The 26901-nt window shown below is 71.5% G+C and carries 28 protein-coding genes; 15 read left to right on the forward strand and 13 right to left on the reverse strand.

Annotation, left to right across the window (positions count from 1 at the left end; translation table 11 throughout):
- Positions 1-37 precede the first annotated feature (37 nt).
- The gene (locus tag FRCN3DRAFT_RS0222525; RefSeq protein ID WP_007509016.1) at positions 38-691 is read left to right on the forward strand and encodes a TetR/AcrR family transcriptional regulator; all 654 of its coding nucleotides are present in this window, start codon (positions 38-40) and stop codon (positions 689-691) included.
- A 166-nt stretch (positions 692-857) separates the two neighbouring features.
- Here the strand turns inward: FRCN3DRAFT_RS0222525 and FRCN3DRAFT_RS0222530 are convergent, their stop codons facing one another.
- Positions 858-1589, reverse strand: coding sequence for an SDR family oxidoreductase (locus tag FRCN3DRAFT_RS0222530; protein WP_007509014.1), 732 nt, complete (start codon positions 1587-1589; stop codon positions 858-860).
- Positions 1590-1677: 88 nt separating this feature from the next.
- On the opposite strand from FRCN3DRAFT_RS0222530, the gene FRCN3DRAFT_RS45725 reads away from it, so the two are divergent.
- The 7 genes from FRCN3DRAFT_RS45725 (at position 1678) to FRCN3DRAFT_RS0222565 (ending at position 7667) form a co-directional block, all read left to right on the forward strand.
- The gene (locus tag FRCN3DRAFT_RS45725; protein ID WP_007509011.1) at positions 1678-2169 is read left to right on the forward strand and encodes a MarR family winged helix-turn-helix transcriptional regulator; all 492 of its coding nucleotides are present in this window, start codon (positions 1678-1680) and stop codon (positions 2167-2169) included.
- 57 nt (positions 2170-2226) lie between these two features.
- Positions 2227-2805, forward strand: coding sequence for a cupin domain-containing protein (locus FRCN3DRAFT_RS0222540; RefSeq protein ID WP_007509009.1), 579 nt, complete (start codon positions 2227-2229; stop codon positions 2803-2805).
- Positions 2806-2947: 142 nt separating this feature from the next.
- Positions 2948-4177 carry an LLM class flavin-dependent oxidoreductase gene (locus FRCN3DRAFT_RS0222545; protein ID WP_007509007.1) on the forward strand — a complete coding sequence of 410 codons (1230 nt, stop codon included), beginning with the start codon at positions 2948-2950 and terminating at the stop codon, positions 4175-4177.
- Between the two features lie 3 nt (positions 4178-4180).
- A complete protein-coding gene (locus FRCN3DRAFT_RS0222550; protein WP_007509006.1) occupies positions 4181-4960 on the forward strand; it encodes an SDR family NAD(P)-dependent oxidoreductase in 780 nt (259 codons plus the stop codon).
- Between the two features lie 139 nt (positions 4961-5099).
- Positions 5100-5561, forward strand: a complete 462-nt coding sequence (locus FRCN3DRAFT_RS0222555; RefSeq protein WP_007509004.1) for a GNAT family N-acetyltransferase — start codon at positions 5100-5102, stop codon at positions 5559-5561.
- Positions 5562-5743: 182 nt separating this feature from the next.
- Positions 5744-6979, forward strand: a complete 1236-nt coding sequence (locus tag FRCN3DRAFT_RS0222560; protein WP_007509001.1) for an NADH:flavin oxidoreductase — start codon at positions 5744-5746, stop codon at positions 6977-6979.
- A gap of 79 nt (positions 6980-7058) precedes the next feature.
- Entirely contained in the window at positions 7059-7667 is a 609-nt protein-coding gene (locus FRCN3DRAFT_RS0222565; protein WP_007508999.1) for a GNAT family N-acetyltransferase, read from the forward strand.
- A 120-nt stretch (positions 7668-7787) separates the two neighbouring features.
- Here FRCN3DRAFT_RS0222565 and FRCN3DRAFT_RS0222570 read toward each other — a convergent pair whose 3' ends face one another.
- Together FRCN3DRAFT_RS0222570 and FRCN3DRAFT_RS0222575 are read right to left on the reverse strand one after the other, a co-directional pair.
- Positions 7788-8612, reverse strand: coding sequence for an SDR family NAD(P)-dependent oxidoreductase (locus tag FRCN3DRAFT_RS0222570; RefSeq protein WP_007508997.1), 825 nt, complete (start codon positions 8610-8612; stop codon positions 7788-7790).
- A 1097-nt stretch (positions 8613-9709) separates the two neighbouring features.
- Entirely contained in the window at positions 9710-10234 is a 525-nt protein-coding gene (locus tag FRCN3DRAFT_RS0222575) for a MarR family winged helix-turn-helix transcriptional regulator (protein ID WP_007508996.1), read from the reverse strand.
- 327 nt (positions 10235-10561) lie between these two features.
- On the opposite strand from FRCN3DRAFT_RS0222575, the gene FRCN3DRAFT_RS0222580 reads away from it, so the two are divergent.
- Positions 10562-11476, forward strand: coding sequence for an LLM class flavin-dependent oxidoreductase (locus FRCN3DRAFT_RS0222580; RefSeq protein WP_007508994.1), 915 nt, complete (start codon positions 10562-10564; stop codon positions 11474-11476).
- Between the two features lie 124 nt (positions 11477-11600).
- On the opposite strand, the gene FRCN3DRAFT_RS0222585 is transcribed toward FRCN3DRAFT_RS0222580, so the two are convergent.
- Positions 11601-12671 (reverse strand): LLM class flavin-dependent oxidoreductase, encoded by a 1071-nt coding sequence (locus FRCN3DRAFT_RS0222585; protein ID WP_007508992.1) that lies wholly within the window; start codon positions 12669-12671, stop codon positions 11601-11603.
- A 204-nt stretch (positions 12672-12875) separates the two neighbouring features.
- On the opposite strand from FRCN3DRAFT_RS0222585, the gene FRCN3DRAFT_RS45730 reads away from it, so the two are divergent.
- From FRCN3DRAFT_RS45730 to FRCN3DRAFT_RS0222600, 3 genes are read left to right on the forward strand one after another with little or no spacing between them, the layout of a single operon-like run.
- A complete protein-coding gene (locus tag FRCN3DRAFT_RS45730; protein WP_007508990.1) occupies positions 12876-13250 on the forward strand; it encodes a winged helix-turn-helix transcriptional regulator in 375 nt (124 codons plus the stop codon).
- 35 nt (positions 13251-13285) lie between these two features.
- Entirely contained in the window at positions 13286-14302 is a 1017-nt protein-coding gene (locus tag FRCN3DRAFT_RS0222595) for an NADP-dependent oxidoreductase (protein ID WP_035925107.1), read from the forward strand.
- Positions 14289-14678, forward strand: a complete 390-nt coding sequence (locus FRCN3DRAFT_RS0222600; RefSeq protein WP_007508987.1) for a MerR family transcriptional regulator — start codon at positions 14289-14291, stop codon at positions 14676-14678. The genes FRCN3DRAFT_RS0222595 and FRCN3DRAFT_RS0222600 overlap by 14 nt, the downstream gene beginning before the upstream one ends.
- A gap of 101 nt (positions 14679-14779) precedes the next feature.
- Here the strand turns inward: FRCN3DRAFT_RS0222600 and FRCN3DRAFT_RS0222605 are convergent, their stop codons facing one another.
- The 3 genes from FRCN3DRAFT_RS0222605 to FRCN3DRAFT_RS0222615 all read right to left on the reverse strand — a co-directional run bounded on the left by FRCN3DRAFT_RS0222605 (position 14780) and on the right by FRCN3DRAFT_RS0222615 (position 17651).
- Positions 14780-15670: an alpha/beta fold hydrolase gene (locus FRCN3DRAFT_RS0222605; RefSeq protein ID WP_007508985.1), complete on the reverse strand. Its 891-nt coding sequence runs from the start codon at positions 15668-15670 to the stop codon at positions 14780-14782.
- A gap of 308 nt (positions 15671-15978) precedes the next feature.
- The gene (locus FRCN3DRAFT_RS0222610) at positions 15979-16500 is read right to left on the reverse strand and encodes a P-loop nucleotide/nucleoside kinase family protein (protein ID WP_007508982.1); all 522 of its coding nucleotides are present in this window, start codon (positions 16498-16500) and stop codon (positions 15979-15981) included.
- Positions 16501-16559: 59 nt separating this feature from the next.
- Positions 16560-17651 carry an LLM class flavin-dependent oxidoreductase gene (locus FRCN3DRAFT_RS0222615; protein ID WP_007508980.1) on the reverse strand — a complete coding sequence of 364 codons (1092 nt, stop codon included), beginning with the start codon at positions 17649-17651 and terminating at the stop codon, positions 16560-16562.
- A gap of 218 nt (positions 17652-17869) precedes the next feature.
- Here FRCN3DRAFT_RS0222615 and FRCN3DRAFT_RS45735 point away from each other — a divergent pair, with 218 nt between their 5' ends.
- Positions 17870-18403 carry a winged helix-turn-helix transcriptional regulator gene (locus FRCN3DRAFT_RS45735; protein ID WP_007508978.1) on the forward strand — a complete coding sequence of 178 codons (534 nt, stop codon included), beginning with the start codon at positions 17870-17872 and terminating at the stop codon, positions 18401-18403.
- A 38-nt stretch (positions 18404-18441) separates the two neighbouring features.
- Here FRCN3DRAFT_RS45735 and FRCN3DRAFT_RS0222625 read toward each other — a convergent pair whose 3' ends face one another.
- Positions 18442-19416 carry a zinc-dependent alcohol dehydrogenase family protein gene (locus FRCN3DRAFT_RS0222625; protein WP_007508976.1) on the reverse strand — a complete coding sequence of 325 codons (975 nt, stop codon included), beginning with the start codon at positions 19414-19416 and terminating at the stop codon, positions 18442-18444.
- Positions 19417-19531: 115 nt separating this feature from the next.
- On the opposite strand from FRCN3DRAFT_RS0222625, the gene FRCN3DRAFT_RS0222630 reads away from it, so the two are divergent.
- Positions 19532-20140, forward strand: a complete 609-nt coding sequence (locus FRCN3DRAFT_RS0222630; RefSeq protein WP_007508974.1) for a TetR/AcrR family transcriptional regulator — start codon at positions 19532-19534, stop codon at positions 20138-20140.
- A 36-nt stretch (positions 20141-20176) separates the two neighbouring features.
- On the opposite strand, the gene FRCN3DRAFT_RS0222635 is transcribed toward FRCN3DRAFT_RS0222630, so the two are convergent.
- The gene (locus FRCN3DRAFT_RS0222635) at positions 20177-21094 is read right to left on the reverse strand and encodes a LysR family transcriptional regulator (RefSeq protein ID WP_007508972.1); all 918 of its coding nucleotides are present in this window, start codon (positions 21092-21094) and stop codon (positions 20177-20179) included.
- Between the two features lie 161 nt (positions 21095-21255).
- Here FRCN3DRAFT_RS0222635 and FRCN3DRAFT_RS0222640 point away from each other — a divergent pair, with 161 nt between their 5' ends.
- A complete protein-coding gene (locus FRCN3DRAFT_RS0222640) occupies positions 21256-21663 on the forward strand; it encodes a nuclear transport factor 2 family protein (protein ID WP_007508970.1) in 408 nt (135 codons plus the stop codon).
- A gap of 6 nt (positions 21664-21669) precedes the next feature.
- Here FRCN3DRAFT_RS0222640 and FRCN3DRAFT_RS0222645 read toward each other — a convergent pair whose 3' ends face one another.
- Genes FRCN3DRAFT_RS0222645 through FRCN3DRAFT_RS51730 form a run of 4 tightly spaced genes read right to left on the reverse strand, consistent with a single transcriptional unit; the run spans position 21670 to position 26852 of the window.
- Complete coding sequence (locus FRCN3DRAFT_RS0222645) at positions 21670-22824, reverse strand: LLM class flavin-dependent oxidoreductase (protein WP_007508968.1); 1155 nt, start codon at positions 22822-22824, stop codon at positions 21670-21672.
- Positions 22825-22831: 7 nt separating this feature from the next.
- A complete protein-coding gene (locus FRCN3DRAFT_RS0222650; RefSeq protein ID WP_007508965.1) occupies positions 22832-24223 on the reverse strand; it encodes an LLM class flavin-dependent oxidoreductase in 1392 nt (463 codons plus the stop codon).
- Positions 24220-25656: an LLM class flavin-dependent oxidoreductase gene (locus FRCN3DRAFT_RS0222655; RefSeq protein ID WP_007508963.1), complete on the reverse strand. Its 1437-nt coding sequence runs from the start codon at positions 25654-25656 to the stop codon at positions 24220-24222. The genes FRCN3DRAFT_RS0222650 and FRCN3DRAFT_RS0222655 overlap by 4 nt, the downstream gene beginning before the upstream one ends.
- Positions 25653-26852, reverse strand: coding sequence for an LLM class flavin-dependent oxidoreductase (locus FRCN3DRAFT_RS51730; protein ID WP_007508961.1), 1200 nt, complete (start codon positions 26850-26852; stop codon positions 25653-25655). Before FRCN3DRAFT_RS51730 ends, FRCN3DRAFT_RS0222655 begins: the two co-directional genes overlap by 4 nt.
- Positions 26853-26901: the final 49 nt, after the last annotated feature.

The following is a 26901-nucleotide window of genomic DNA, read 5'->3' on the forward strand; positions in this document are numbered from 1 at the left end:
GAACTGACTAGTTCACTTGTGTGGTCCGCACCGTAGCATGGGCGGCGTGGGCAGTGGCGAAGGCGGCGGCGGGGACCCCTACTCGCGCGGGCGCATCGACAAGCGCCAGGCGATCGTGCGAGCCGCTTTCGACGTCTTCGCGCGCGACGGCTACGCGCAGGCGAGCGTCGACGCCATCGCCGCCGCGGCCGGCGTGGCGAAGCCGACCATCTACAACCACTTCGGCGCGAAGGAGAACCTGTTCCGCGTAGTGATGGCGGAGGTCGGCCGCCAGGCGATCGCGGCGACGCTGGGCGCCCTCGAGGCCTTCCCGGCCGAGCCGGAGGACCTGCGCGTCGAGCTGACGCTGCTCGGCCGCAGGCTCACCACCTGCTTCGCCGACCCCGTGTCAACCAGCCTGCGGCGGCTCCTGCACGCCGAGATCGTGCGCTTCCCGGACCTGCTCGACGACGTTCGCGCCGGTGCCGCGACGCCTGTCATCGACGCGCTCGCGGGCCGGCTGGCCCGCCTGGCGACCGCCGGCCACCTGCGGCTGACCGACCCGGTCCGGGCGGCCAACCAGTTCATCGCGCTGATCGGCGACGAGCTGCCAGCGCTGACCGCGCTGGGCACCCGGCCTGCCCCACCGGAACAGCTCGACGCGGTCGTCACCGCCGGCGTCGACACCTTCCTACGCGCCTTCAGCGCCTAGTCCGCCGCGTCAGTCGTGGTAGGCACCTGGGAGATCCGGACGTCCTGTCAGACGTCAGGGCCACGAAACGGCGCTGGTGGTGCCCCTGACGTCTGCCAGGATTCCCCGTGGCGCCGCACAGGATGAGTGCCCGACCGCGCGCGGGCACCTGCTCCCCGGTGCCCGATCAGAAGAGGCCGCCGCCGGCGTGCACGGTCTGGCCCGTCAGCCAGCGGGCGGCGTCCGAGGCGAGGAAGGCGACGATCTCGGCGATGTCGTCCGGCTCACCCAGGCGCCGCAACGGGTTCTGCGCGGCGATCTGTTCGAGCACGGCTGGCGGTTGGGTCGAGGTGAGCGCTTCGGTCCGGGTCGCACCAGGCAGCACGCTGTTCACGGTGATCCCGCGTGGTCCAAGCTCCCGGGCGAGTACGCGGACGAGCTCGTCGCCCGCCGCCTTGCTCGCGGCATAGACGCCAGCGCCGGGGCGATGGGTCACGGCCGCTCCGCTGGACACGACGACGATCCGGCCGCCGTCGCGTACCCGGTTGGCCGCCTCGCGCAGGACCATGAACGTCGCTCGGGTGTTCGTGGCGAACATCTGGTCGTAGTCGGTGTCAGACGTGTCCGCGATCGGCGCGAACCGGGCGAGCCCGACGTTGCTGACCACGATGTCGATGCCGCCGTAGTGCCGCTGCGCCGCGTCGAACAGCCCGCGCAGCTGGTCGGGGACGGCGACGTCGGCCGCCAGGGCGACGGCGCGCCGACCGGCGGCCTCCACCGCGGCGACGACCTCCAGGGCCGCCGGGCGGTCCGACCGGTAGTTGACGACGATGTCCGCGCCGCCGGCGCCGAGCCGCCGCGCGATCGCGCGGCCGATGCCGCGCGAGCCTCCCGTCACGATCGCGACCCTGTCGGACACGCGGCCTCCATAGTCCAGTACACCGATAGTCGATATCATCGACAAATATGGTCGAGGATGTCAACTGTCGACCAGGTAGACTTCGTGGGTGCAACCCAGCAAGGCCGATCGCGACCTGGCCGCCGCGCTGTCCGCGCTGCATCGCCAGGTGGACGTCCTGTACGGGGTGATCGCCCGCCGGTTCGGGCTCACCACCCAGCAGATCGAGCTGCTCTGCCACCTGGACAACCGCGCGCACCTGGACAGCCGCGCCCCGTCGTTCGGCGAGCTCGCGGGCATGCTCGGCTGCGACAAGACCAACGTGACGGGAATGGTCGACCGGCTCGAGCGGCGTGGGCTTGTCCGCAGGACCCCCGACCCGGCCGACCGCCGGGTCAGCCGGGTGACGCTCTCCGAACAGGGCGCGGCTCTGGCGCCCCAGATCCGCACCGCGGTGGCCGAAGCGATCACCGACAGCTGCGGCTCGCTGGACGCGGCGGACCGCGGCCGTCTCACCGACCTCGCGCGGACGGCCGCGCACGCCCTCCGCACCGGACACCCGACACCGGCGACGACATCCGCCCCGGCTCCGCCCGCCTGATCACTGGATCCGTCCCGTCGGACCTGGAAACCGAACCACCGCCTCAGGAGGGGCACCATGCCTGACCGAACAGCGGCCTCAGCCGACGAGCCCAGCGCGACCGACGAGGCCGGCAAGGCCGGCAAGGCGCTGCCCGAGCCGGAGGATGCGACCGGGCCGGAGGAGCCGGCCGGGCCTGAGTTCGACGCCTTCCACCGTCGGCTGTACCAGATCCGCCCGACCGGCCTGTCCGCCCACACCGCCCAGACAGCGGGGATGCGCCGGGTCGAGGCGCTGTCCGGCACGACGGTCGGCACGGAGCGACTGTGGATGGGCCAGACCCACGTCGCTCCCGCCACCCGGTCTGCGAACCATCACCACGGCCTGTCCGAGACCGGGATCTACGTCGTCACCGGCCACCCGGCGTTCGTCTTCCTGCGCGACGACGAGGAGATCCGGCTGGAGACCTCCCCCGGCGACTACATCTACGTACCGCCGTGGGTGCCCCACCGGGAGGAGAACCCCGACCCGGAGGCCGAGGCGGTCGTCGTCATCGCCCGCACCACCCAGGAAGCGATCGTCGTCAACCTCCCCGACCTGCGCTGGCGAGGCCCGGCCAAGACCTCCGACCAAGGCCGCTCCTGGCACACCTACTAGACAAAGGTCTTCCCCTGGGATGTGTTCTGGCGGCAACACGGCTGTAGCGGAGGCATTCGGGGCGAGGGTTGACGGTTGGACGGGGTGACCAGCAGTCCGGCCAGCGTGGCCGGCCTGGCCGCGCATCCCGTTCGGAGACCTCGTGACCATCCCCGCCTTCGACAGCCAGATCCCCGCGACCGCGGCCCGTAAGGTCGAGTTCGTCAGCGCGACCAGCTACAGCGGCGGCTCCGAGCTCCACCCACCGGGGTCCGGCGTCGATCTGGCCGCCTACCGCCAGTACGTCCGGGCGCTCGACGAGGCCGGCTTCGACTACACGCTGAACGGCTACAGCGCGAACTCCGCCGACTCGTTCGTCGTCGCCTCCGCCACCGGTCTGCTGACCGAGCGGATCAAGCCGATCGTCGCCCTGCGGCCCAACACCACCTTCCCGCTCGTCGCCGCGCAGAAGCTCGCCACTCTGGACCAGCTCACCGAAGGCCGCGCCGTCGTCCACCTCATCTCTGGTGGCAGCGACGCCGAGCAGGCGCGGCAGGGCGACTACGTCCCGAAGGACCGTCGTTACGCGCGCACGTCGGAATACATCGATGTGCTGCGTCGTGCCTGGACCGCGAAGGAGCCCTTCAGCCACGAAGGTGAGTTCTACAAGTTCGACGACTTCGGCCCCGGCTTCGCCACCTACTCCGGCGAGCCGATCCCGATCTCGATCGGCGGCCAGTCGAACGAGGCCTTCGAGGTCGGTGGCGTGAAGGCCGACTGGTTCACCTTCTGGGGCGAGCCACTGGCGGAGGTCCGCAAGGAGATCGACCGCGTGCACGCGATCGCCGACCGGGCCGGCCGCCCCCGCCAGCGGATCTGGGTCACCTTCCGCCCGATCATCGAGGCGACCGACGAGCTGGCCTGGGAGAGGGCCTACCAGATCCTCGGCGTGCTCGCGGAGCGCGCGCGGGCGGGCCAGGACCTGGCCCGCCGCTGGATCGGCGGCAACGGCGCACCGCAGAACAAGGGCTCGCAGCGGGCGCTGGGCTTCGCGGGCGCCGCCGAGCGCTACGACCGCGCGCTCTGGACCCCGACGGCGAGCGCCACCGGCGGGGCCGGGGCGTCGACCGCGCTGGTCGGAAGCTACGAGACGGTGGCGGCCGCGATCCTCGACTACGTCGACGCTGGCGCCGACATCGTCTCCATCCGTGGCTACGACGGCATCGTCGACGTCGAGAAGTACGGCACGTACATCCTCCCGCTCGTGCGGCAGGAGCTAGCCCACCGCGAGGCCACCGGCCAGCGCGGCACCCTCCAGGCCGAGCACCTCGGCTACTACGGCAATGACTTCACCAGCGTCGCCGACACCGCGGCGGCCAGGGCCAGGGGATGAATCGTGGATCTTGAACTTGCGGGGCGACGCGCGATCGTGACGGGCGGCAGCCGGGGCATCGGGCTGGCGGTGGCCGGCGCGCTGCTCGCCGAGGGCGCCCGGGTGGTGATCGCGGCGCGCGACGGTGAGCGGCTCAAGGCGGCGGCGGCCCGGCTGGCCGCCGGCGCCGATGGCGGGGTGGTCGTCCCGGTCGTGGCGGACACCGGCAGCGACGAGGCCGTGCGGGAGCTGGTCGCTCGCACCGTCGACGAGCTCGGTGGGGTCGACATCCTGGTCAACAACGCCGCCCGCGTCGGCGGCGCGGGCGGCCCCGGGGGCGTGCGCGCCCTCGCCACCGCGGATGCCGCCGCCGACCTCAACGTGAAGGTGCTCGGCTACCTGCGGACCGCGCAGGAGGTCATTCCCCACTTCACGGCGCAGCGATGGGGCCGCATCATCAACATCGGCGGGGTGGCCGCCCGCCAGGTCGGCCTCGTCTCCGGTTCGATCCGCAACGCCGGCATCGTCGCGCTGACGAAGACCCTCGCCGACGAGCTCGGCGCCCACGGCGTCACCGTCAACGCCGTCCACCCCGGCTTCACCCGGACCGACCGGCACGACGGCACCATCACGGTGACCGAGGAGCAGCTCGCCGCCGCGGCCAGGAGCATCGTCATCGGCCGGGTCGTGACGGCGGACGAGGTCGCGGCCGTCGTCACCTTCCTCGCCTCACCCGTCGCCGCCGCCATCACCGGCGAGTCCCTCGCCGCCGGCGGCGGCACTCCCGGCCCCATCCACTACTGACCAGGCGAGATCGGCGACCTTTTCGTCAACGGCCGCGCTCCGGCCCTCCTCTTCCCGGCGCCCTCGGGTATCGGTACGGCGGAGCAGTCGAGCCAGCCTCAGCGGGCACCAGGCCGGCCGCATCGGGAATTGTGGGCGGATGAACGCCCTCAGGGTCCGGGCAGCTCGGCCGGACGACTACGACACCATCGCGGCGGTGGCGGACGACTGGTGGGGCCGGCCCATCGACGCCGCACTCCCGCGGCTCTTCCTCGACCATTTCCACCAGTCCAGCCGGGTCGTCGAGGACGACCACGGCCTGGCGGCCTTCCTCGTCGCCTTCCTGTCACCATCTCAGCCACGCATCGCCTACATCCACTTCGTCGGCGTGCGGCCCGACCAGCGCCGCGGCGGTTGGGCACGCCGCCTCTACGAGGAGTTCTTCCAACGCGCGCGGGCGGCGGGCTGCCGAGAGGTCCACGCGATCACCGGACCGGGCAACACCGGCTCGATCGCGTTCCACCGCCGCCTCGGATTCGCCGTCGGCGGTCCCGTGCCGGATTACAACGGCCCGGGGCGCCCCATGGTGACCTTCCGCCGGCCGCTGACGGACGAGTCCTAGCCACGACACCCAGGGCAGCGCCCTGCGCGCACTAGCCGACATCGGCTTGGGCGCGGGCGAGACAAGGCCAAGCGCGTCGCCTTGGTCAGCGGCGTGAGGCTGACGGACCCGGAGCCGACCAGACGCCGCGTGGAACGCCGCCGCCCCGACCGGTCGGGCACCGCGACGCCGGACAGTGCGGGATGGGCGAACGCCACAGATCTGGACGGAACATCGGCGGCGATGCCCGGATTGGACGCGATGTGACTGTGTCTTCGAGTGTTGCGACGACTGCGAGTGTCACGGCGGCCGCGTCCCCGCTGAGCAGTGAGCGCCTGTTGGACGGGGTGGACGCGGCGGCGCTGTTCACGCCGTTCGCGCTGTCCGGCGTCGAACTCGCCAACCGGTTCGTGATGGCGCCGATGACCCGCCAGTTCTCCCCGGACGGAGTGCCGGGCGAGGACGTGGCCGGCTACTACGCACGGCGGGCGGAGCACGTCGGCCTCGTCGTGACCGAAGGCACCTATGTCGATCATCCGTCGGCCGGGGCCAGCGACCGGGTGCCGCGGTTCTACGGCGACGAGGCGCTGGCGGGCTGGCGCCAGGTCGCCGACGCCGTGCACGCGGTAGGCGGACGGATCGTCCCGCAGCTGTGGCATCTCGGCGCCGGCCGCACGGCGGGTGCCCCGCCGCACCCGGAGGCGGCGGTGTTCTCCCCTTCCGGCCTGCGGCCCGACGGAACGGTGGTCGGCGACGAGCCGAGCACCGCGGAGATCGACGAAGTGGTCGCCTCCTTCGCCCGCGCCGCGGCCGACGCCCGCAGGGCCGGATTCGACGGCGTCGAGCTGCACGGGGCGCACGGCTACCTGCTGGATCAGTTCTTCTGGCCGCGGACCAACCGCCGCGCCGACGGCTACGGCGGAAGTCTGGCCAACCGGGCTCGGATCGGGGCCGACGTCGTCGCCGCGGTCCGTGGAGAGGTGGGACCTGACTTCCCGGTGATCTACCGGTTCTCCCAGTGGAAGGGCGCCGACTACGACGCCCGGATCGCCGAGACCCCCGACGAGCTCGCGGCGCTGCTCACCCCGCTCGCGGACGCCGGGGCCACCGCGCTGCACGTCTCCACCCGCCGTTACTGGCTGCCGGCGTTCGACGGCTCCCCGCGCACCCTTGCCGGCTGGGCCAAGAACCTCACCGGCCTGCCCACCATCGCGATCGGCTCGATCGGCGTGCCGACGGCCTTCCGCGGCGACCACGAGGGCGCGGTACCGACCATGAGCCTCGCTCCGCTGCTGGAGTTGTTCGACCGTGGCGAGTTCGACCTGGTCGCCCTCGGCCGCGTCCTGCTCTCCGACCCGGCCTGGACCACCAAGCTGCGTGACGGTCGCCTGTCCGAGATCCGGGCCTACGACCAGGCCGACGGGTCCCGCCTGACCTGACGACCCGTGGCCGGGCCGCCGCCGGCCCGCCACCACCCGTGGTGTCGATCAAGCCGCGTTCCCAAGGAGCTGCCCGGCCATGCCTTCGTCCTTTGGCGTCACCGCCACGCCCGATGGACAAAACCCGCAGCTCCAGTCGGTGCGGTTCCGACGCGCCGGTGCGGACGACGCCGAGCAGATCGCGGCTCTCCATGCCGACAGCTGGCGCCGCCACTACCGCGGTGCCTATGCCGACTCGTTCCTCGACGGTGACGTGGCGGCCGACCGCCGTGCGGTGTGGTCGACGCGGCTGGGCGTACCGGCCAACAACGAGACGATCCTCGCCGAGCACGACGCCCGTGTGGTGGGCTTCATCCACGTCGAGTTCGACGACGACCCGCGGTGGGGCAGCCTCGTCGACAACCTGCACGTGACCCACGACCTGCGTCGGACGGGTATCGGCACGCGGCTTCTCCATCGCGCCGCCCGCGCCGTCGCCGGGCACGGGGCCAACAATGCGATGTATCTCTGGGTATTGCAGCAGAACACCGCCGCGCTGCGGTTCTACCAAGCGCTAGGAGCCACCGACGAGGGGACGGCGCCTGTATCACCGCCCGGCGGGGACCCGGCCCGGCTCCAGGGCGCGCCGCGCAAGCTGCGCATGGCCTGGGCCGACGTCGCGAGGCTGTTCTCCGACGGCCACCGGTGACGCGGGCGTAGAGCAAGCTGATCGCCACGGCCGGCAGAGCCTGGCCATGGGCCGGAATGCTGTTGCCGCGCGACGCCGGGTCACGCCGGGGTCGGCGGTGCTGCCGTTCTCGCCGTCACCCTAGCCGTCGGTCCGACGGTCGAACTGGGCCAGGAGGTCCAGGGTGATGTCGCGCAGGCGGCGCGCGTCGTCGAGCGCCCACAGCGCCGGCTTCAGCGGCACCCGCTGGCCTTCGAGCACGGCGGTCAGGCGTTCCCGTCCGGGCGGTTCGAGGAACGGGAGGATCTGGGCCACGGCTGTCGACACCGGCTTGCCGATCACTCGCAGCTGGTCGACCTGCGCGGCGGTGACCGGGTCGTACTCACCGGCGAAGCTCGTGACGACCACCCCCGGGTGGTTGAGGACATACCTGATGCCCGTGTCGGCATAGGTCTCGACGAAGTCGAGGCCGAGCAGGTCGTCGAGCCGGGCGGCGTGCCCCATCGCCCCAACGCCGTGGTAGGCGCGTTCCAGTTGCAGGTCGTCCCACCGGACCGGCTCGGTCTGGCCGGCCCCACCGAAGTTGAGCACGACCGGGTGCTCGGCGCGGCTCAGCGGGCCGACCAGCCCGTGGCTGAGCAGGAACCTGCTGAGATAGAACAGCGCGAAGGTGCTCTCGAACCCGTCGGCGGTGACCACGCGAGCTGGCAGGTGGTAACGCGCGCCGAGCACGAGCACGTCGATCACCGGGTGCCGCCGCGAGATCCACTCGACCAGGCGGCGGTTCTCGGCCACCTCGCTCAGGTCGGCGGCGATGAAATGTGCCCGGTCGCCGGAGTTCTCGAAGGCCCGGCCCTTCTTCTCGCTGCGCCCCACGACGAGCACCTCGAACCCGCGGCGGAGGTACTCCGCTGCGAGCCCCCTGCCGATGCCGTCGGTACCGCCTGTGATCACAGCCGTCGCCATACGCCAGCTCCCCTCCGCCGAGGGCGTGCCCAGGTCACGCCAGATACTTTTATCTATCAAAACATCTCCGCGCCGAACGGATCACCCCGGCCGATTGGAGAACCCGCGACCGATGATCGGGACGGTGCCGACGGTCTCACCCGGCGCCGGCCCGACTCACGATCTAATGGGATCGTCGGAGTCAGAGCGAGGAACCCTAATTACTCAGGTCTCGCATCGGATCCGGTCATGGGTTGTGGGGCGGATCCCGGCTTCCCGCCCGCCACAGCCCATGGATGGATGGGCGGGCAGCGCGCAGCGGCGGCCGGTCGCTTCTAACCCGCGTCGCGGCGGGCGCCAGCAGGATCCCGGGCGTCGGGTCAGACGTCATGGGCGCGAAACGGCGCTGGTTGTGACTCTGACGTCGGACAGGACGAGCACGCGGCCGCACGAGCGCCCGGACGGCGCCCCGACCGAGCCCGGGCCGGGCTCCAAGCGGGGTTGACTCCGCGATCGCCAAGGCAATTCCACGGTGATTGCGTTCCTGCGTACCAGAGCGAGGAAACGAAATTACTCAGGTCCGGGCCAGAAGATCCGCATGACGCCGGTCACCTACGCGTAGGGCACGCCGAAGCGGCATCCGACCCGCGCCGACTCGTGCTCCCACCAGCCGGGACGGCCTGCCTGCCACCAGCCTCTGGCGGACCGTGGCGGATGAATGACCCCATAGGCCCAATCATCTGACACACATCGACAGCAGTACGGCGAAGTGTGTTGGTTCAGGCTGTCTATGGACACGCCAAAATGCCACGATCCCGCTTCGGAACCAGGGCGCGGTCGAGGGCACTCCAGATTGCCCGCGGCGCGACCCAGGCAGTCACACCAGCCGGCCACAACGAGCCGTCAGCGACCACCTCAGCCGTGTTCTCCCAGTCACACCCCGTACACCACGTCCGTCAGACTCCGCCCTCTGGGATCGTCAAGGCGTTCGTAGAGCAATTGGGTTCTTGCGTGCCAGAGCGCCGAAAACCCCACCGGATCACCGGCGGCATCCTAGCGTGGTCAGTCACCAATGGCTTTCAGCGCGCTAACGGGTCAGGGCGGGTCGGCCCCGATTGCTAGCGGGAAGCCGTTCCGCCGGTCGCGCCAGTCCCGAACAGCTCGCGCATGCCGGCGAGCATGTGGTCGTGGACGAGCAACAGTACGTCGGCCGTCAGGTCAAGTCTGTCGTCCGGGACGCCGGCGAACACTTCCCGTAGGAGCGCGTGCCGCGCGGTGCGCACCTTCCGGACAGTCTCACGACCTTTGGACGTTATGGCGATCAGGCTCACGCGCCGGTCTCCCTTGACGGGAGTCGCCTCGACGAGGCGGTTCTCGCGGAGCTGACGCAGCTGGAGCGAAGCCGTGGAGATGTCGATCCGCAGGCACTCGGCGATGTCGGAGATCCGCAGCGGCTCGGCCAGGTCGAAGAACTCCAGCAACCGCAGTTCGCTCGGCGGCAGCTCGCAGCCCGAGCGCTCGGCGATCTCCGCCCGGATATGCCTGCTCTCGCTCCAACGCACCAGCGCCGCGACGCCGGCCTCCAGCCTCTCCAGCGGCGCCTGACCTGATGTACGAGGAGAGGGCGGCAGGGCGGCGCTCACCGCGCCAGGCTACCCGTTCACCTCCCGCCGAGCCGGCACGCCGATCACGGCGGTAGCGCCCAGCTCCTGTGCCAGCCCCAGATCGGCTCGCCGGCGGGATGGTGTCCCGGCCACTACCACCCTCAGCGCGGTCTTCCTGGCCGCGTCCCGGCCCATGACAGTCGGAGAGGCGCGACGACTTGCGCCACAGGCGTGACGAACTGGGCATCGGGCCGCAGCGCCCCGGCGTGTACTCCCCGCTCCGAATCTCAGGGCAGACCCGTTCGCCGAAACGTCCCGCGCGGCTGACAGAACGGCGAAGCAGCCCCTCGAACGAAAGGCGGAAAAATGTCTGTAGGAGAAGTCGTCTTCGGTTTTGGCGCGCACTGCGGCATCGGCGACGGGCCGGAGCTGCTGCGCCTGGCCGAGCAGGCCGACCGCGACGGGCTTGACATTTTCTCGCTGTCAGACCATCCCTACATCGGCGGGCGACTGGACGCGTATGCCTCCCTCGGATTCGTCCTCGGACGGACCCGGCAGCTCGCGGCCTTCGCCAACGTCACCAACCTGCCGACCCGGCCCGCTCCCGTGCTGGCGCGGACGGTGACGTCGTTGTCCGCGCTCTCCGGCGGCCGCATCGTTCTTGGCGTAGGTGTGGGTGGTCTGTGGGACCGGATCTCCGACATGGGCGTGCCTCGTCTGTCACCGGGTGACGCCGTCGACGCCTTCGAGGAGGCGGTCGTCCTGATCAGGAGGTTGTCCGGTGGCGGTCCGCCGGTCACCCATCGGGGCCGCCACTACCGAGTGGACCAGATCGAGCCGGCGCCGGTGGCCGCCGTCCCCGTGTGGACCGGATCGGTCGGCCCGAAGTCGCTGACCGCCACCGGCCGCGTGGCCGACGGCTGGATCCCGGGCCACGCGGCGGACTGGCTCAGCCAGCGATACCGGGAGTCACGGCCGATCATCGACGAAGCGGCGACGGCCGCCGGGCGCGATCCGCATGCGATCCGCACGGTCTACAACCTGCCCGGACGCATCACCGACCGCCCAGCGGCCGCCACGCGTGACCGCGACGGCCGGTGGACCGGCGGTTCCGCCGACCAGTGGGCCGAGGAGCTGACCGCGGCCGTGCTGACGCACGGCGCATCCGGCTTTCTCCTCTTCTCGCCCGGCGGGGGCACGCCGGACGCCGTTTCCGTCGCCCGCTGGGCCCAGGAGATCGCCCCAGCGGTGCGCGAGGCGATCGCCAAGGAGAACGGCTAACGGCCCCTGGCGCGAGCCGGCGACGCGGGGACGAGACGCCTCGGCCCGCGACCGCCGAACGGATAGGACAACCGGCGTTCCAGGGCCTGCCCTGTCCACTGTTCGCATTTCCACGTACGACGGCCTAGCCAGGTACGGCGGGCTGGCGGTCGTGGCCCGGCGCGACGTGCCGGCGCAGGGCGGGCGCGATGACCTCGCCCAGTCGGTGCAGCGACTCGCGCACCGCGTCCTCGGGCAGGCCGCCCCAGTCGATCAGCGCGTGGACCCGGTCGAAGCGCACCGCGTCGTACAGCTCGGCGAGCTTCTCGGAGACCTGCTCGGAGGTGCCGATCATCAGGTGCTGGCCAGGACGTAGGCCCAGGGCGAACTGCTCGCGTTCGACGACGAAGCCGCCGCCGCCGGGGTGCTTCGGGCGCAGAAAGTCGTGGTAGTAGGGGTAGAGCGACATCGCCTCCCCAGCGCTCGACGTGCCGAAGTAGTGCAGGGCGACGCCGAGGCGCAGGTCGTCGGCGTGCCCCGACTGGGCGCCGGCCTCCCGGTACACGTCGGCGAGTTCGCGCAGCCGCGCCGGGGTGCCGCCGATGTAGCCAAGGATCATCGGCAGCCCGAGCCGGCCCGCCCTGGCGGCGCTGGCCGAGGTTCCGCCGACGCCCAGCCAGACCGGCAGCGGCTCCTGGACGGCCCTGGGCATGACGACCGCGTCGCGTAGCGGCGGCCGGAACCGGCCTCGCCAGGTGACCACCGGCTCAGCGCGGATCTTCATCAGAAGATCCAATTTCTCCTGGAACACCGCGTCGTACTGCCCGATGTCGACCCCGAACAGCGCGAACGGCTCGGGGTAGGCGCTGCGACCGACGATGATCTCGGCGCGCCCGCCACTGAGAAGGTCCAGGGTGGCGAAGTCCTGGTAGACCCGGACGGGGTCGAGGGCGCCGAGCGTCGTGACGGAGCTGGTCAGCCGCAGCCGGGAGGTGCGGGCCGCAATGGCGGACAGCACTGCGGCCGGCGACGAGACGACGAAGTCCGCGTTGTGATGCTCACCCAGCCCGAAGTGATCCAGCCCGAGCTCGTCGGCCAGCACCCCGAGCGACACGATCTGCTCGACGCGCTGACGGGGGGTGCGGCGCGTGCCGTCCACGGTCACGGGCTGCAGGTCCGACAGCGAGGTGACGCCGATGTCGAGGTCCCGGCTCACGCGTCGCCAACCTCACGCGGCGCTTCCCACCGGGCCATCGTTCCTGCTCCGGCCCCGGGAGCCCGACCTTCATCCGCGCCGATCTCGCCGACGGTGCACATCCAGCATCCTCTCGCTCATGAACTATTGATAAGATAGCTCGATACGAAAAACATAGTCAAGGCAAGATCGAGAGACACCCCGCGACGGTAGGGTGTCAGCGACATGGCTGCGAACAGCGATCGGGACGGGACGCAGGCCGCCGCCGGCGGCGGCCTGGACTTCCACACGGCCATCGAGCTGATCGGCCGGCGCTGGACCGGAGTGATCCTCGCCGAGCTGCTCGCCGGCCCGATGCGGTTCGGCGAGCTGCGCGAGCACATCCCGAGAATCACCGACGCGATGCTCTCCCAGCGCCTCAAGGAGCTCGAGCAGGCCGAGGTCGTCGAGCGGGTGGTGACCGTGGCCAGGCCGGTGGAGGTCCGTTACGCCCTCACCGCCATCGGCCGCCGCCTCGAGCCCGTGCTGGACGCGGTCCGAGCGTGGAGCGTGGACTGGGCAGCACATCAGGCAGCCAAGTCAACGCGTGACGCACGTTGACCTTGACGTGGGCGTCAGGGCTTAGCGTCGCCGCCGTGTCGACGACTCGAACCTCCCGTCAGGTCCTGCTTGCCCACCGTCCGCAGGGGACGCCCGTCCCCGCGGACTTCCGCCTGGTCGAGGTGGACGTCCCGCCGTTGACTGAGGGGCAGGTGCTGGTGCGCAACACGTACCTGGCGCTGAGCGCGGCCATGCGGACGTTGATGTCGGACGAGGACGTTCCCCTGCCGATGTACCGGGTCGGGGAGGTGCTGCACGGGCCGGCGCTCGGCGAGGTGGTCGCGTCCACCGACCCGGGGTTCGCGCCCGGGGACCTGGTGCGGCACCGGTCGGGGTGGCGGGAGCACGCGTGGGGCCCCGCCTCCGGATTCCTGCGGCTGGACCCGGACCTGTACCCGGACCCGGTAGCTCACCTGTCTTCGGGGCTGACCGCCTACGCCGGCCTCATCGCCGCGGGACGGCTGGCGGCTGGCGAGACGGTACTGGTCACCAGCGCCGCCGGGTCGGTCGGCAGCGTGGCCGGCCAGCTCGCCCGGCTGCTGGGCGCGGGCCGGGTGATCGGTACCGTCGGCTCGGCCGCCAAGGCCGACTATGCCACCGGCGTCCTGGGCTATGACCAGGCCCTCGACTACCGCCGCGGTCCCATCGGCGATGCTCTGGGCGCCGCGGCCCCAGACGGCGTCGACGTGGTCTTCGACAACGTCGGCGGTGCGCAGCTGCGCGCGGCGGTCCACGCGGCCCGGCCCCGGGCTCGGATCGTGATCTGCGGCGCGCTGGCCCACCAGGCCGCGCACGAGCCCGCGTCCCTGACAGTGGACACGATGGCCGTCGCGGGCAAGCGCCTCACCGTCACCGGATTCACCGCCGCCGACCATCCCGGCCTCGCGGCCGAGTGGCCGGCCCGCTTCGCGGCCTGGCTGCGTGACGGCTCCATGCACCTGGCCCACACGCGGCTGGATGGGCTGGACTCCGCCGTGCCCGGGCTGCTCGATCTGCTCGCCGGTCGGCACACCGGCCTGGTCGTGGTGGACTTGAGGAATGCGTATCACTGATGCGGCCCGTGCGGTCGGGGCGACGCCGCGGGCGCTGCGCTGGTACGAACAGCACGGCCTCATCCGCGCAGCGCGCACCCCGGCCGGTTACCGCGACTACAGCGACTCGGACCTGGCACGCATCCGGAACATCCGCACCCTGCTGAGCCTCGGGTTCACCCTGGAGGACATCGCCACCTTCGATGCGTTCCTCGACGGACGACTCCCCGAACGGTTCGCGGCCAGTCCTGGCGGCCCCTGCGAGGCCGCCCTGGCCCGGAGCCGGGAACGGCTCGCCACCCTGGATCGGCGAATAGCCGAGCTCACCGGGCTGCGCGACCGCCTCGCCGCGTCGATCTCGACAGGCGACGACGCCCCGGCCTCGTCCCGCGGCTGAACGTGCGGTGCCGCGGGCGCGAGAGACGTGGTGCCTCGGCCGCGGGAGAGCGGTGCCTCGAGCGGTCCGCCGCCGCGACACCGTCGAGCCGGCGGACTCGCTCAGCCCGCCTGGCCGGCGAGAAAGCGGCTGATCGCGGCGGCGAGCGCGGCCGGCTGCTGTTCCTGGACGTTGTGGCCCGTCTCGAACTCGACGACCTCGGCCCGCGGCACGCGGGCGCGGAACTCGTCGACGACCTCCGGCGAGAGGAACCCGTACCGCCCGCGGACCAGCAGCACCGGGATCGTCGTCGCGTCCAGCCCGGGCCACAGGTCACCGAAGTCGACGCTGAACCGGGCGCCGGGCGGCGGGCTGGCGAAGTGGTGCTTGAACACGACCGTGCCGTCGTCGCGAACCCGGGTGTTGAGCACCACGCCCCGGGTGAGCGCCGGCCGTGACGAGCCGATGCCGGCGGCGAGGGCCTTCTCGACGATCTCTTCGCGGGAGCCGAACTCCTGCGGACCGGCGAGGAAGTCGATCACCTGGGCGGCGTCCTCGGGGCGCTGGTTGGGGCTGGCGTCCACGAGGACCAGGCCGCCGACCAGATCCGGACGCGTCTGCGCCAGGGCGATCGCGGTATGGGCTCCCAGCGACTGGCCCACGACGGTCTGCCGGACGCCCGGCTCGACGGCGTCGAGGACGGCGGCCACGGCTGTGGCGTTCCGCTGCGGGGAGTAGTCGAAGTCGTCGCGCCACGCCGAGTCGCCGTGGCCCGGCAGGTCGAGGGCGAGAGCCGGCCGGCCGAGCGCGAGCAGCGTCCCGTCCCAGGTGTGGGCGTTCAGGCCGCCGCCGTGCAGCAGGGTGATCTCCGGCGAGGCACCCCACAGCAGCGCGCTGAGGGCGCCCTCCGAGGTCGTCACGTCGAGGCGGCGCACCGTCGGAAGCTCGGGCGGGGCGCCCACCTCGGCCGCCTCCTCCGCGAGAAAGTCGAACTCGGCGGGGTCGTGACCCATCGTCGTCCTCCTGTCGCCGCCCGGTGCACCGACCGATGTCTCGGCTGTCGGCGACCGGCTGCTGAAAACCCTCGTCACGATAACGAACGCGAGATTCTCGGCACCCTTCTTCCGGCCCGTCCGGCCCCAACTGATAAGCGATCGATACAAACCGTTCACGGAGACAGGTTCGCTGGCAGGCGCGCCGCCGTCGATGCGCGACGAGGACGGACCCGGCAGTGGTCGAGACCGACCTCGCGACGCCGGCGAGGTCCCACCGCCGGTCACGGGTCGCCCCGGGACGCGCCCGGCCGCGGGACCTGTCCGGCCTACTCCTGGACGATGACCCGCTCCCCCTCGCCCACGGGTTCCTGAAAATTGGCGAAGTAACGTTCCAGGAGTTCGTCGGAGACGGTAACGCTGTTCGCGTCGCTGTGCTGGTTGCGGACGGCCAGCCGACGCCGCAGCGTTTCCAGGTCGACCTTCAGCCGGATAAGCTCCCACCGGCATCCGTGGCTCTCGATAGCGGCCTTGTACCGATCCCGGGTCGCCCGGTTCCAGAAGCTGTAGTCGATGACCACGGGCAGCCTCGCCGTCATCAGACGGATAAGATCTTCCCATAGTTTCCGCTCGGCGGTGGACTTGAGATGCTCGTATTCCGCCGGGTCGAGGTCAGCCGCATCGTGGCCGATCCATTCCCACACCAGCTCGTCGATCGAAAGCCGGGTGTAGCCGCGGCGCTCGAGGGCCCGCGCATATGTGCTCTTGCCAGAGCCGGACAGGCCGCACATCATCACGACGAGGCCGCGTTCCCTCCCGGTGAGGTCCGGCAGAAGATCCGCATCGTCCACGAACGCGAGGCTAGCGCGACGTCCACCCGCAGGTGATCGCCGCCGGCGTGTCGTGGCGATCACCTGGCGCGAGCAGGTCCGCTCGCGGTTTCGAGCGCTCTGGGCGGCGGCGTGCGCCAGTCGTCGATCGGTTTGTTCGGGAGCTCCCGGCGGATGACCGGCGCGATCTCGGTGGCGAAGATCTCCAGGGTGGCCCGGTAGTCCTCCGGGGTGAGTGCCTCCGCGTCGACGTGGATGTGCACGAGGTCGTGCTGGAACGTCTCGTACTGGGCCAGCAGGATGTCGATCACCTGTTGCGGGCTGCCGACGAGTGCCGAGGTCTTGGTGATGAAGTCCTCGACCGTGGCGATCCCGAGCCGGTCGATGGCCGCGTGTTCGTAGCGGCGGTTGTAGGCCAGGCGCCGCTCGAAGACGGGTGTGAACTTCCGGACCGCCTCCTGGCTCGTCGAAGCGGCAAGGAATCCGCCGGTGCCGACGCCCACCAGAGCACCGTCCGGGTCGTGGCCGTAGAAGGCGAACCGCTCCCGGTAGTACCGCACGCTCTCGAGATACCGGCCGACGGCGGCGGTCCCGATCGAGGTGAACAACGGGTCGCCGTGCCGGGCGGCGAAGTCGGCGCTTTCCAGGTTCGTGTTGGCGCCGTGCCAGATCCGCAGGCCGCGCCGACCCGGCCGGGGTAGCGCGGTCACGTCGACCAGCGGTGGTCGGAAGCGACCCGTCCAGTTCACCTTGGTCTCGTTCCACAGTGCGCGAAAGGCCTCGTAGTTCTCGCGCAGCCGGTCCCACTGGTCGTCCGGGGTCACCCCGAAGATGCGATGGGTCTCCGCGTAACCCCCCTTGCCGATGACGAGGTCGAGGCGCCCGTCGGCGAGGTGGTCCAGCGTCGAGTAGTCCTCGACGGCCCGCAGCGGGTCGTGCAGCCCGAGCGTCGAGACCGTCGTGACCAGCTGGATCGTGCCGGTGCGCGCGGCGGCGTTGGCGAGGATCACCACCGGCGACGAGGAGACCGCCAGGCCGTCGTGCCGCTCACCGATCCCGTAGGCGTCGAACCCGAGCCGCTCGGCGAGAACGGCCTGGTCGACCAGGTCCGTGATCTGCTGCCGCACTGACTTCCGCTCGTGCGAGACGTACGGCAGGAGGAGGAACTTCATCTGTGGTCTCCCGGGGGCGGGCTGGTGTCACCGGCGACGCCGAGGGGGTGTCGCTGCTGGCGTAGCTGGTTCGTCGGCCCGGCAGGACGAACCCGCCCGACGTGCCGGGCTCGGCGAGGACGGGAGTCAGCCTGCCGGGCGGCCGGAGTACGCGGAAGACTGCACTTCGACGTGCGTTATGCACTTTAAAGTGCGTATCAGCAAAGGGAGGCTGGCCCGTGAGCGAAGTGGACGTCGCATCGGACGAGACAGCGGTCGTCGGTGGAGGAGTCTGCGCGACGGAACGGGACGCCCAGTCGGTCCGTGAGCTGTTCCGCCGCGTCGGTGACAAGTGGTCGCTCAATGTCGTCGCGGAGCTCTCCCCCGGTCCGGTGCGGTTCATGGTCCTGCTACAGCGGATCGACGGGATCTCGCATCGTTTGCTGGCCAAGACACTAAAAAGTCTCGAACGCGACGGGCTTGTTACAAGGGTGGCCTATCCCGAGGTGCCGCCACGGGTGGAATACGCCCTCTCACCGCTCGGTGAGTCGCTTCTCGAGCCGGTCGTCGCACTCGCGGACTGGGCGGAACGCCACCGAGCAGAGGTCGATGTGCACCGCGCCAGCTACGACGCACGCCAGCCGCCACCCGCGCTCTCGGACGGATCGCCGACACCGACACCGACGATGACGGCGACGGCGATCGGCCCGGGGTCCCCTGCCGGCACCGGCCCGGATCTGCCGGCGGGTCCGCGGGCCCGCGGAAGGTGGTGATCGGTCACGGGCGGACCTCGGTCGTTCTGGGCGTCCGGTCAGGTCAGGAGCACGATCCTGCCGAACACTTCGCCGGCGTCCATCTTCTGGTGGGCCAGCACGGCCTGCTCCAGGGGCAGCAGTTCGTGCACCACCGCGTCCAGCTCGCCGCGGCCCGCGGCGGTGAACAGCTCGGCGGTCACGGCGTGCCGGGCGGCCTCGGTCATGGTGTTCGTGCTGAAGGTGGCGAACGACATCGACTTCTGGAACGCCGCGAACAGGTGCGCGGCGAAGTCCGCCGGTGGGTCGCCCGCGACCGCGCCGACGGCGACCATGCGGCCGTTCGGGTTGAGCCTGGCGAAGAAAGACGGCAGGTCCGGGCCGGCCACGACGTCGATGATGACGTCGTAGCCGGCGGGAGCGTCCTGGGGTTCCTCGCCTCGTCCCTCGCCGGCGCGGTCCAGCACGTGGGTCGCGCCGAGCTTGCGCAGCCGGTCGCCCCGCTCGGGCGACGACGTCGTGACCGCGACCGTGCCCGCGCCCTGGCGGGCCGCGAGCTGGACGGCCATGATCCCGATGCCGCCGGACGCGCCGCGGACCAGCACCGACTCGCCCGGCCTGAAGTGGGCGTGGCGAAGGCCGAAGTGGGCCACTCGCCCGGAGCTGCCGAGCGTCACCGCGTCGGCGGCGGAGAGGTCGGCCGGGAGGGGGACGAGCGTCTCGGCCGGCGCGATCGCCCGCTCGGCATAGCCGCCGCCCAGGCCGGTGAACCCCCACACCCGCTGACCGACCCAGGCCGTGTCGACGCCGTCCCCGACCGCCGCCACGGTGCCCGCTACCTCGCCACCGAGGATGTGGCCCTCCTGGAACCCGTAGGCGGCGACGGCGCCGCTTCGGATCATGACGTCGACGCCGCCGACACCGATCGCCTCGGTGGCGATCAGTACCTGCCCGGCGGCGGGAACCGGGTCGGGGAGCTCGACGACGGCGAGGCCCTCGGGTCCTCCGAACCTCTTGATCGCAACTGCCTTCACGGTCGCCTCCGGTTCTGGGATGTGTCTGGGCTGGTCGGCCGACCGTAACGGAGCACCCCGTCCGTTTCGCTAAAGTGAGAGCGGTGACGGCCGAAGTGATATCGACACCGCGGTGATGACGACGCTGCGCTCGGACGCCCGTGACAACCGCGCGCGCATCCTCGCCGTCGCGCGCGCGGCGTTCGCCGCGGAGGGCCTCGACGTGCCGATCCGGGAGATCGCCCGGCGGGCGCAGGTCGGCGTCGCCACCGTCTACCGGCACTTCCAGACCAAGGAAGCCCTGCTGTCCGAGGCCTTCGGCGAGCAGATGGCCCTGTGCTCGGAGGTCGTGGGCGAGGGGCTGGCGGCGGCCGACCCGTGGACCGGGTTCTGCCTGGTGATCGAGAAGCTCATGGAAATGCACGCCCTCGACCGGGGCTTCGCGCGCGCGTTCACTTCTCAGCTTCCCCCGGCGGTCGGCCTCGCCGAGGACCGCGATCACACGCTGCGTCTGCTGCTCGAGCTCGTGCGGCGCGCGAAGGAAGCGGGTTCGCTGCGCGGGGATTTCGTCCTGGAGGACATCGTCCTGGCGCTGATGGCGAACGAGGGTATCCGCGCGGAGTCACCCGGAGTGAGGGTCGTGGCATCACGCCGCTTCGCCGCGCTCATGATTCAGTCTTTCCAGGCGAGCCCCGTGCCGACGCCGCTCCCGCCGGCGGTCCGCCTGCCTCTCACCAGAGGCTGAGACTTTCCCGGGAATCTCTTGGAAACGGCTTCCTTCTCACCTGGCCGTCGGATCGCTGGGCGTGACGGCCCGGGCGGCGGCGATCAGGTCCAGGAGATGGGGGCTGTGGTTGTCGGCCCGGTGGACCAGGGCGGTTTCTATCTTGATGGGAGGGCTGGCCAGGCGGCGGAAGGCAATCCCCGGTAGGGCCTGCCTGGCGAGAAGGTAGGCCTGGTCGGGGTAGAAGACCGTCCAGCTGGCGCCGCCGGCGGCGATCATCGCCAGCATGTCCTGGTCGTTGCTGGCGGGCGCGTGGCTGGGTTCGAATCCCGCCTCGCGGCAAGCGCCGAGCACGGCGTCGACGAGCAGCGGGTTGGCGTCGCGCGGTGGGAGGCGCACCGGCAGCGAGGCGAGCTCCGCCAGGCGGACGGTGCGGCGCCGGGCCGTGGTCACGCCGGTGGGCAGCGCGGCAACGAGCAGATCGGCCCGGACGTGCGCATAGCGAAGGTGGCGGGCCATCTCGCTGTCAGGGCGGCGGCGGACGAAAGCGACGTCGAGGTCTCCGCCGGACAGGTGCGCGATCCGCTCGCGTTCGGTGAGCCTGACCAGGTCGACGGTGATGTTCGGCTGGCGCCGCGAGAAGTCGCGTAGCACGTGGGTCAGATAGTCACCGAGGCCGGCGCTGGTGCCCAGGCGCAGCGTGCGGACGGTGGGGGCGCCGAGTTCGCGGGCCGCGGCCTGGGCCCGGTCGGCGGCGGCGATCGCCTCCCGGGCGTGGCCGAGGAAGACGCGACCGGCATCGGTGAGCGCCACGCGCCTGGTGGAGCGGTCGAGCAGCGTCACGCTCAGCTCGCGTTCCAGGCGGCGGATCTGCTGGCTGACGGCCGGCTGCACGATGTGCAGCTGCTCGGCGGCCCGTCCGAAGTGCCGGCTGTCCGCCACGGCGACGAAATAGCGCAGCTGCCGAAGCTCCATGTCCGCGCCCTCGATTCATCACGAGTCGTGATGAGACTAGAGGGTGGTTGCTGGTTGAAGGCGAACGGCCAGGCTGGTCGACTGGCCCGGTGGCGCGAGTCCGGATCAACGACGCCGAGACAGGCGCCCGCGCGGAACCCTCCCCGGAAAGGGCCCTTCCTGTGACCACCGAGACCACACGCGCCACCGTCGCCGACTATGTCGCCGCGCTGCGGCGAGGAGATGTCGACGCATTGCGAGCCAGCTTCGCGCCGAAGGCGACGTGGACCATCCGGGGCGACCTGCCGGTCGCCGGTACCTGGACCGGCGCCGGCGAGATCCTGGATGGGTTCCTCGCCCAGGTCGTCGCCACGCTGGACCCCGCGGTGCCCGTGACACAGACCCTGCACCGCATCATCGCCGATGGCGAGCATGCCGTCGCCGAATGGACGAGCCACGCCCAGGCCCGCGACGGGACGCCCTACGACAACGACTACGCGGTGGTGTTCCAGGTACGCGACGGGCTGATCACCTCGGTCACGGAGTACTGCGACACCTCGTATATGAAACGCGTGTTGTTCGAACAGTGAGCGCCGTCATCGGGCCACCGCCGTCCGCTGCCCGGCCTCGTCGATGACGGCCGCGGCGTCGGCGGCCTGATTGCCGGCGAAGGCGGGCCGGCCGCCGTAGGGATCCTGGTCGGTCCACAGCGTGGTCGGCGCCGCCCGCCGGACGACGGGAATCACCTCGGTGGCAAGGCGTTCGAGCATCTCCAGCTGCTGCTCGTGCGGAATCATGGTGGGCAGGCTGAACGCCTGCAGGTCATGGCCGAACCCGGCATGGAAGTACATGATCTTGTCGATGATCTGCTGCGGGCTGCCGACCAGCACCGGGCCCTCGGCGATGGCGTGGTCGATGCCATGGAAGATCATCTCGTTGCCCGGGGTGTGGTTGCCGGGTCGGTTGAAGAACTCGACCATCTTCTCGTAGGTCGGGCCGAAGTGCTCCCGCGCCTGGGCGGTGGTGTCGGCCAGGAAGAGGAAGCCGGCGCCGGCCGCGACATAGCCGTAGCGCGGGTCGTGCCCGTGCCGCGCGTACTCCTCGCGGTAGTGCTCGATGAGCACCGTGTAGTTGTCGCGGGGCTGGATGGCGTTGGCGCTGAACAGCGGGTCGCCATACCGGCCGGCGAGCGCGGCGGAGGTCCGGGTGGTGGCCGAGCCGTGCCAGACGCGGGGCGCGCCGGCGTAGGGCCGCGGCAGGGTGGTGGCCTCGTGCAGCGGCGGTCGGAACCGGCCGGACCACGTGACGTTCTCCTCGCGCCACAGCCGGCGCAGCAGCTCGTACTTCTCGGCGAGCGCATCCCACTGCGTCCCCTGTTCGATGCCGAACAGGGGCAGCTGCCGCAGCTCGTTGCCCTTCCCGATGACCAGCTCCAACCGGCCGCGGGAGAGCTGGTCGATGGTGGCGTAGTCCTCGGCCACGCGCACCGGATCGAGGATGGACAGCACGCTCACCCCGGTCTGGAGGCGCACGCGCGTCGTGGTCGCCGCGATGGCGCCGAGCAGGACCGTGACACCGGAGGACAGCACCGGCCCGGCGTGCCGCTCGCCGATCGCGACCGCGTCCAGGCCCAGCTCCTCGGCGCGCCGGGCGGAGGCCAGCGCCTGCGCGTACCGCTCGGCCGTGCTGACGAGCCGTCCGGTCACCGGGTTCTGGATGTTCGGCAGGATGTCGAGCACCTGGAATCTCATATGTGCCTCACGAGACGTCGTGGGAGGGGGTCACAGGAGACAGTGCCGAGGCGGCGGGCCAGCGACTGGGTGGTCGCGACAGGCCGAGGTTCTCACGCAGCGTGCGGCCGGTGTACTCGGCACGGAACAGGCCACGGCGGCGCAGCTCCGGGATCACCAGGGTGGCGAAGTCGTCGAGCGTGTCCGGAAGGTAGGAGAAGACGACGTTGAAGCCGTCCGCGCCGCGGCCCTCGAACCATTCCTGGATGTGGTCGGCGATCGTCGCCGGGGTGCCGGCGATGGTCCTGGCGTCGCGGGCGAGCTGTTGGGCGAGCTGGCGGATGGTCAGGCCACCGGCCCTGGCCCGTTCGACGATCTGGCGCTGGGCGCTCTGGCTCTGGTTGGACGGCGGCAGGTCCGGCAGCGGCCCGTCCAGGGGGTAGGCGGCGAGGTCGACGCCACCGAGCCAGTAGGCGAGGTCGGCCAGCGCGATGCGCGGGTCCAGCAGCGAGGTCAGCCGTTCGAGCTTGTCCTCGGCCTCGCCGACCGTGCGCCCCACGACCGTCGAGAGGCCGGGCAGCACGACCACCTCATCCGGGTTCCGGCCAGCCGCCTGGGCGCGCGCCTTCAGGTCGGCGTAGAACGCCTGCGCGCCGGCCAGGTCCGGATGGTGGGTGAACACGACGTCGGCCACCGAGGCGGCGAGCGCGCGGCCGGTCTCCGACGAGCCGGCCTGCACGATCACCGGTCGCCCCTGCGGGGGACGCGGGATGTTGAGTGGCCCGGCCACCGCGAAGTGCTTCCCACGATGGTCGAGACGGTGCAGCCTGGCCTCGTCGAAGTACATGCCGGTCTTCTGGTCGTGCAGAAACGCGTCGTCGTCGAAGCTGTCCCACAGGCCGGTCACGACGTCGAAGAACTCGGCCGCACGCTCATAGCGCAGCTCGTGCTCGGGATGCTCGTCGAGCCCGAAGTTCTGTGCCTCTGCGTTGTTCAGCGACGTGACGACGTTCCAGCCGGCCCGTCCGCCGCTGATGTGGTCGATGGAGGCGAAGGTGCGGGCCAGGTGGTAGGGCTCGTTGTAGGTCGTGGAGGCGGTCGCGATCAGCCCGATGTGGCTGGTCGCCGTCGCGAGGGCCGAGATGAGCGTCGTCGGCTCGAAGGAGTCGTTGACGACCGAGACTCGGCTCAGCACCTCCTGGCTGGTGAACGGCACTCCGACGAGGTCGGCGAAGAAGATGGCGTCGAACTTCGCCCGCTCGGCGGTTCGCGCCAGCTCGATCACGTGCCGGATGTTCACGCCCGCGTCGGCCACCGTGTTCGGGTGTCGCCAGGCGGCGAGGAACTCCCCCGGCGGCTTGAGGAACGCGTTCAGGTGCAGCTGACGGGGACGCGGCTGTTCCGGCGACGTGGCGGTCATCGCGCCACCGCCGCCGCTGCCCCGGCGCCGGCGTCGTCTTCGGCCCGCTCGACCGGCCGGCCCGCGGGGCGCGGGAGGCCCAGGTGCCCGCGCAGGGTCGCCTCCTCGTACTCGGTACGGAACAGGCCGCGGCGGCGCAGCTCCGGCACGACCTGGTCGACGAAGTCCTCGGCCGAGCCGGGCAGGTAGGGGAAACTCACGTTGAAGCCGTCGGCGGCCCGGCCGCGGAACCAGCGCTCGATGTGGTCGGCGACCGTCTCGGGAGTACCGATGACCGACGAGACCGCGGCGAACCGCAGTGCCAGCTGGCGGATCGTCAGGTTCTCCCGGCGGGCGAGGCCCAGCAGCAGCTCCTGCCGGCTCAGGCTGCGGTTGGTGACGCCGATGTCCGGCACCGGCCCGTCCAGTGGGTAGGAGGACAGGTCCAGGTCGCCGATGTTGTCCTGCACCACCCGGCGCGCGACGTCGTCGTGCACCAGCTCCTGCAGCTCGTCGAGCCGGGCGCGCGCCTCGGCCTCGGTGCTCGCGACGTAGGGAGCGAGCACCGGCCACACCAGCACGTCGTCGGGATCGCGGCCGTACGCCGCCGCCCGCCGCTTGACGTCGGCGTAGAAGTCCCGCGCGCCCGCCAGCGACGTCTGGGCCGTGAAGATGACCTCGCCGTGGCGGGCGGCGAAGTTCTTGCCGGTCTCCGACGAACCCGCCTGGAAGATCACCGGGTGGCCCTGGGGCGGCCGGGAGATGTTCAGCGGCCCGCGGACCGTGAAGTGCTCCCCCGCGTGGTGCGGCGGGCGCAGCCCGGCGGGGTCGTAGTAGATGCCGCTGGCGCGGTCGCGGAGCACCGAGCCGTCGGCGAAGCTGTCCCAGAGCCCGCGGACGACCTCGACGAACTCCTCGGCCCGCCGGTAGCGCAGGGTGTGGTCGAGGTGGGTGTCGCGGCCGAAGTTGCCCGCCTCCAGCGGGACGACCGACGTCACCACGTTCCAGCCCGCGCGCCCGCCCGACAGATGGTCGAGCGAGGCGAACTTGCGGGCGACGTGGAAGGGCTCGTTGTAGGTGGTGGTCGCGGTCGCGACCAGGCCGATCCGTTCCGTCACCGTCGACAGCGCGGCGAGCAGGGTGAGCGGCTCGAAGTGGTCGGCGCGGGCGGTGCGCCGCAGCGAGTCCAGGTCGTGGCCCCAGACCGCCACCACGTCCGCGAGGAACAGCGCGTCGAAGGTGCCGCGTTCCAGCGTCCTGGCGAGCCGGATGTGCAGGGGCAGGTCCAGCTGCCCGTCCGGTGGCGACAGCGGATGACGCCAGGCGGCGATGTGCCCACCGGAACCATGCACCAGCGCCCCGAGCGTCAGCCGTCGGCGCCTGGCGCCATCCGTACGGCCGCGGCCGCCCGTCGGGGACTGCGCCTGGCCGGTCGCCTGCGCCTGGCCGGTCACAGCGCGGCCCCGACCACGCCGACAGGGTTCGCCACGACGCCGGGGTCCTTCACCGCGCCGGGGTCCTTCACAGCACCGGCCACCGGCCGGCTCGCCGGGTACCAGCCCAGCTCGGGAGCGATCTGGGTCGCGATGACCTCCAGGCGGCGCAGGGTCGCGTCGAAGTCGGCGCCGCCGCCGGCCTCACCCTGGACGGCGGCGATGAAGGTCGAGACGGCGCCGGGACCGACCGGGTTGCGCGCGAGGCTCTCGATGACGGTCTCGACCGGGCCGTGGTGGACGTTCATCGCGTCGAGCGTCGTCAGGTCGTCCGCGTCCGCGCTCAGCCCGAAGCGGGTGAGGTATCCCCGGTAGCGAGCGATGTCGGCCGCGAGGTCGCGGGCCGCCGCCCGCCGGTCCGGGCCGGGGAACACACCGTGCGCCGACGCGATCCGTGCCGGTGGCGCGGCGGCCGGCGGCGCGCTGCGCGGCGGCGCCGTTCGCGGCCGCCAGTCGGACCGTTCGGCGAGATGCTCGGCCTGCTCGACAGCAAGCTGCTCGGCCTCGTGCGCGGCGAGGTAGGCGTCGGCCAGCGGGCGCTGCGCCGTCGCGGCCGGGCCGACCCCGAGGATCAGGCCGTCACCCGCGCGCGCCGCGCGCCGGGCGCCGTCCGCGCTCGACGTCGAGTCCCACAACCGCCCAGTGAGCGTCGGGGCCGGTGGCTGCACCCGCAGGGCATCGGTCCCCGCGAGCGGGTCGCCGCCGAGCAGGCCGCGCAGCCGCGCCAGTGCCTCGGCGAACAGCTCGCGGCGTGCCTCGGCGTCCCGCCCGAAGGCGCCGAACACCGGCGAGCTCGGCCCGCCGGTGCCGAGCCCGAGTTGCAGCCGCCCGCCGCTGAGGGCGTCGAGCACCGCCGCGTCCTCGGCGAGACGGATCGGGTCCTCCAACGGCAGCACGACCACGGCCGTGCCGAGCTCGATCCGCCGCGTCGCCTGCGCCGCCGCCGCCAGCAGCACGAGCGGCGACGGCAGCCGACCGAACTCGGTCTGGAAGTGGTGCTGCGCGACCCAGCCGCTGTCGTAGCCGAGCTCGTCGGCGGCGACGAACAGCTCGACGAGCCGGGGCAGCAGCTCGCGCGGCTCCTCCCGGCCGAACACGTGGGTCAGGAACCCCAGCCGGAACGGCCGCTCGGCGCCGTCCCCCACGGTCGCGACCATGATCGATATCTCCTTGGAAGTCGGCGGATGGACGAGCGGTCCGAAACGA

It is taken from the genome of Pseudofrankia saprophytica (assembly GCF_000235425.2).
GTDB classification, from domain to species: domain Bacteria; phylum Actinomycetota; class Actinomycetes; order Frankiales; family Frankiaceae; genus Pseudofrankia; species Pseudofrankia saprophytica.